The 5,301-nt window shown below is 34.0% G+C and carries 4 protein-coding genes; all 4 read left to right on the top strand.

All coding sequences use genetic code 11. The features are described from left to right. The first annotated feature begins 36 nt into the window (after window positions 1–36). The gene (locus I1J71_RS08475) at window positions 37–2,034 is read left to right on the top strand and encodes an ABC transporter permease (RefSeq protein WP_004252891.1); all 1,998 of its coding nucleotides are present in this window, start codon (window positions 37–39) and stop codon (window positions 2,032–2,034) included. Between the two features lie 205 nt (window positions 2,035–2,239). Beyond that, on the top strand, window positions 2,240–4,213 hold the full coding sequence (locus I1J71_RS08470) for a hypothetical protein (protein WP_049496196.1): 1,974 nt from the start codon (window positions 2,240–2,242) through the stop codon (window positions 4,211–4,213). Continuing rightward, a complete protein-coding gene (locus tag I1J71_RS08465; RefSeq protein ID WP_004252896.1) occupies window positions 4,210–4,833 on the top strand; it encodes an ATP-binding cassette domain-containing protein in 624 nt (207 codons plus the stop codon). The genes I1J71_RS08470 and I1J71_RS08465 overlap by 4 nt, the downstream gene beginning before the upstream one ends. After that, window positions 4,830–5,301, top strand: a 472-nt coding sequence (locus I1J71_RS08460) for a hypothetical protein (RefSeq protein ID WP_195184438.1), incomplete at its 3' end; no start/stop codon positions are given. The genes I1J71_RS08465 and I1J71_RS08460, both read left to right, overlap by 4 nt.

Raw genomic sequence — 5,301 nt, 5'->3', positions numbered from 1 at the left:
ACACCTTGACTGTTATGGCAAGTGAGGTGAACTAGTATGTTTCGATTAACCAATAAGTTGGCCATATCCAACTTAATTAAAAACCGCAAACTCTATTATCCGTTTGCTTTGGCTGTCATTTTGGCAGTCACTATCAGCTATCTCTTTTACTCTCTAACCTTCAATCCCAAGATTGCGGAAATCCGTGGAGGATCCACCATTCAAGCTACTCTAGGATTTGGAATGTTTGTCGTCACCCTTGCGTCAGCCATTATCGTCCTTTATGCCAATAGTTTTGTTATGAAAAACCGCTCCAAGGAGTTGGGGATTTATGGTATGTTGGGCTTGGAAAAGCGTCATCTGATCAGTATGACCTTTAAAGAGTTGGTGCTATTTGGAATTCTAACTGTTGGAGCAGGTATCGGTATTGGAGCCTTGTTTGACAAGTTGATTTTCGCCTTCTTACTTAAACTGATGAAATTGAAGGTTGAGTTGGTCGCTACCTTCCAGATGAAAGTTGTCATTACAGTACTTGTTGTCTTTGGTTTGATTTTCCTAGGCCTCATGTTTCTGAATGCCCTTCGAATCGCCCGTATGGATGCTCTGCAACTATCTCGTGAAAAAGTAAAAGGGGAGAAGAAGGGACGTTTCTTAGTCCTTCAAACTTTACTAGGGCTAATTGCACTAGGTAGTGGCTACTATCTAGCACAAAGCGTAAAAGATCCAGTTTCAGCGACTGTTACTTTCTTTATAGCCGTCCTGTTGGTAATTGTTGCGACCTACCTCTTATTCAATGCGGGTATTACAGTTTTCTTACACTTACTCAAGAAAAACAAGCGTTATTACTACCAACCAAATAACCTCATCTCTGTTTCTAACCTTATCTTCCGTATGAAGAAAAACGCTGTCGGTTTAGCAACCATTACCATCCTTTCCACCATGGTTTTGGTTACTATGTCAGCAGCAACCAGTATCTACAACGGTTCTGAAAATATAAAAAATATCATGTATCCTCATGATTTCGATGTTAAGGCTAAGGGAAATAATATTGAAGTTGAGAATTTAGACCAACTATTGACTCAATATGCCAGTGAAAAGAACTTGACGATTAGCAATAAAGACGTTCTTAGCTATGCTAGCTTTGGCCTTTCTAGTCAAGATGGAACTAAATTAACCATCATGACTAAAGAACAAATCACGGAATTACCTAAGACAGTTTTTCTAGTATTTGATCAAAAAGACTATGAAAAAATGACTGGACAAAAGCTAAATCTTACTGGTAATGAAGTAGGTCTTTGGGCTAAAAATAACCAACTAAAAGGTCAGAAATCATTTAGTCTTAACAGTCAGGAGTATAGTATCAAGCAAGAAATCCAGCAAGATTTTTTAGCTAACCATGTTTCCAATCTCTATATCCTTTTAGTTTCAGATTTTAACTACCTAGTTGTACCAGATCTTCAAAGCTTTTTGGATCAGTACCAAGATTCTGCTGTCTACCCTCAGTTTTATGGTGGTATGGATGTCACCGCAAGTCTAGAGGAACAGTTAAAACTAGCTGATGATTTTGATGCGTATGTAAATAATTTTAGCCATAATCTCAAGAGTGAAGATGCTATGGTTTACGGGGGTAATGGTTCAAGTGATGCAATTGCCCAAATGAATGTTCTCTATGGAGGTGTCCTCTTTATTGGTATTTTCCTCTCTATCATCTTTATGATAGGTACTGTACTGGTTATCTACTATAAACAAATCTCAGAAGGTTATGAAGACCGTGAACGCTTTGTCATCCTGCAAAAGGTTGGTTTGGATCAAAAACAAATCAAGCAAACCATTAACAAGCAGGTTTTGACTGTCTTCTTCCTCCCTGTAATCTTTGCCTTCCTACACCTTGCTTTTGCCTATCACATGTTGAGTTTGATTCTCAAGGCTATTGGTGGTGTGGATACAGCTATGATGTTAAGTGTAACACTTTCCATTTGTAGTATCTTTGCCCTCATCTACGTACTTATCTTTATGATTACTTCAAGAAGTTATCGCAAGATTGTTCAAATATAATAAGAAGTGTTTGTCAAGGAATCATAGTATTAACCCCAACGAATATTTTGGGAACGTTAAAGTTCACGATAAAAAAGATTATAGATAGACATTTCAAGAAAAAATCTTGAAACGATGTTCGCTTAAATGCATATTGGGATTATTATGGATTCTAAAAATAATTTATGAAAACAAGAGTCCCAATGAAAAGATATGGTAAGTGCTTATGAAATTAAAATTATGTATCATTGGATTCTTCTTTTGTTTGATTGCTGCAATTGGTCTGGTCACTATTAGCGATACCGAAACGCCCATACCTTTACCAATTGATGGTGCTTTTTCTATTCAAGGGAAAAGCAATCTTTCTAATAACGAAATTTACGAAATGATTCGTGACCTATCAAAAACGGAAAAAGTTACCATTTACAAGCCGATTGTTCAGAGTTCGGGTCAGTTGAAGTATGTAAATTTCGATGATGCAAACAATGAACAGTTAAAGTCAGTACCGATAATAGGGATGTATTACACCCTTGGGGAAATGGATGTAGACAGTTTGAAACCACTTACGATGACAGGACTACAAACAGTCTATATGGCTTATCCTTGGTATATAGGAGGAATCTTACAATTTACTGGAACTTTAAGAATACTGTTAATGGGGTCCATTTACTTAACTTTATTAGTTGTTTTATTTGTTGTTAGGACGAGGCAGATCAAAGAAGGAGTGATACGACGTTCTTTGGGCTTGCCTGTATACGACCTTAGAAGAGAGTATGGCATTTCTCTTATTTTTGAACTGATTATGATGGCTTTATTGATGATTTCTTACAGTTCTTTTTTGGGAAATGGTTTCTTAACCTATAGTTCTAAGTTATTTTTCTCTCTGCTTATAACGAATTTTATACTATTTCAAATCATTGATCTCATCACCTTTGTTTTATTTTGGTTGACGATTCAGATTGAAAAGCCCATTGAAATTATCAAAAACAAGGCGAAAAACAAGCTTATTTTTGTCGTATGGCTTGCCATTATTTCGATTATTATCGTTGTATCAGGAATTTTTTTACAAGAAACAAAGAGTAGCCAATCCAGTATTAACATACAGATACAGAATTTAGTACCATGGGACACAGTAAAAGACTGGAGAAGGATTGAGTTCCTTGGAATTGAAAATAACTCTGCTAAAAATGGAGAAGTAAGTGATTCGGATGGTCAGTATCTACAGATAGCTGCTTCCTTAAAAAACTTAGATTATTTATATATAGAACGATCCTCGGCCTATGTTCCAGATACATCTCATGCTTTAGAAGACTTTTCTAAACAATTAGAAAATGATGGAATAACGAACCCAGAAATAAATAAAGATCTGATTTATATCAATCAAACAGGTGCTAACCTACAAAATAAAGTGAATGGAACAAACTATCATCTTTTAGATAATAAGATAGCAACTATCTATATTCCTGAAAAATGGAAAGAAAACCAGAAATCTATTGAGAATACAGTTGTAGCAGAACAATTTATTGGAACAAACTATACAAAAGAAGAACTTGCAGTACAAATAATTCCTGATGGTGAAAAAATTTTTTATTTCAATGAGGATGCTGATATCGATCATAAAAATAAAGATATTTTTCCAATGGCAAGTGTAGCAGATAGCAAAGATAACATTGTTGTTGTGTTAGATACAGACAAAATGATCGAAAACAACAAGTTTTCTTTGGCTAGTAATATACTATATAAATCTCTTTTTAGTCCTGAAGCGGTAAAAAAAATAAATGAGATGACTACCCAGTTGAATGTTTCAATGAATCCAGTAGATGTTTACCAAATTGTGAAGTTGAAGATCCAATCCTTAGAGCACCAAATTCTACTGTCACAAATCTTGCAGAAGATAATTTACAGTATTGTCTTTATACTCATTTATCAATATGTCCAACTTTATATTGCCCTAAAACAGAATGAATATGTGAAAAAAATCATTTTGGGTCTGTCAAAAACATATATAGCAATTTCAAGTCTCAAGTACTTTATGATGACTATTACAATGGTTATTCTATTTACATTTCTTATGACAGGGCAAATAGAGCTGCTATATATTGGTCTTGCTTCTCTGCTGGTTTTGATGTTGTCAATAATCATGAGTTTTAGAAAATTATCTGAAAGCTATACTAAAATTTTAAAAGGAGATGAAACATGACAATTGACCTTTTGAACGTTTCAAAAAGTTTCGGCTCAAAAAAGATCTTTACAGACTTAAATTTAAGATTTGAATCTGGAAAAAGCTATGCATTGATTGGAGGTTCTGGCTCTGGTAAGAGTACTCTTCTTAATATTATAGGAAGATTAGAAAAAATTGATAGTGGGAATGTTTTAGTTGATGAACAGGATATTTGGAAGATAAAAGAAAGAACCTTCTTTAAAAATACTGTTGGATATGTATTTCAGAATTATTCTTTAATAGAGAACAAAACAGTATATGATAATTTGAAACTTATCACTAAAGACAAAAAAATAATAACTGATGTACTTGAAAAAGTAGGACTGTCGAGCGACTATTTACATCAAAAAATATATGAATTGTCTGGAGGGCAGGCTCAACGTGTAGCTATTGCCAGAATGTTAATGAAACCACGTAAAATTATCTTAGCAGATGAACCTACAGGAGCTTTAGATGGTGAGATTGGAAAAGAAATTATTCGTTTATTATTAAATGAAAGAGATGAAGACAAATATGTTATTATAGCAACTCATGATCCAGCTGTCTATAACAAAGTTGATGTGATCATTGATATGAAAGATATAGGGGATAATGTATGAAAAAGATAATTTATATTGCTTTGATCTTTGTAGCTGGGCTACTTGGTATTTTCTTCTTTGGAAAACAAATGATCATAAAAGAAAATACTAATAAACCAACACTGGAGTTAACAGTTTATACGGTTTCTTCTAGTGATACAGAAAAATGGAATAAAGTGAAAGAAGTAGAAACAGAAGAAGCTACATACTTCATAACTGTAAAAGAAGTAGCGTCTTCAGAAGAAGTATTTTCAAACATCATTGCAAATGGAGCTGCTATGGGGTTCGGAGTTCGTGAAGAAGAAGTGAAGCGATTTAATAATAATTTAGGAGACACTATAGAGGACTCTAAGCATAATAAACTCATTGAAATAGAATTTTTTACTTTTTCTGATGCTGACGAGGGATTTGTAGTAGCAAATTTTGACTATGGTAAAGAAGAGTTGAATTCTCAGAAAAAAGATATAAAAGAGTTCTATAAAAAATTAT

This window comes from Streptococcus infantis (assembly GCF_015546995.1).
Taxonomy (GTDB): domain Bacteria; phylum Bacillota; class Bacilli; order Lactobacillales; family Streptococcaceae; genus Streptococcus; species Streptococcus infantis_J.
This window is presented reverse-complemented; position numbering and strand designations above follow the sequence as displayed.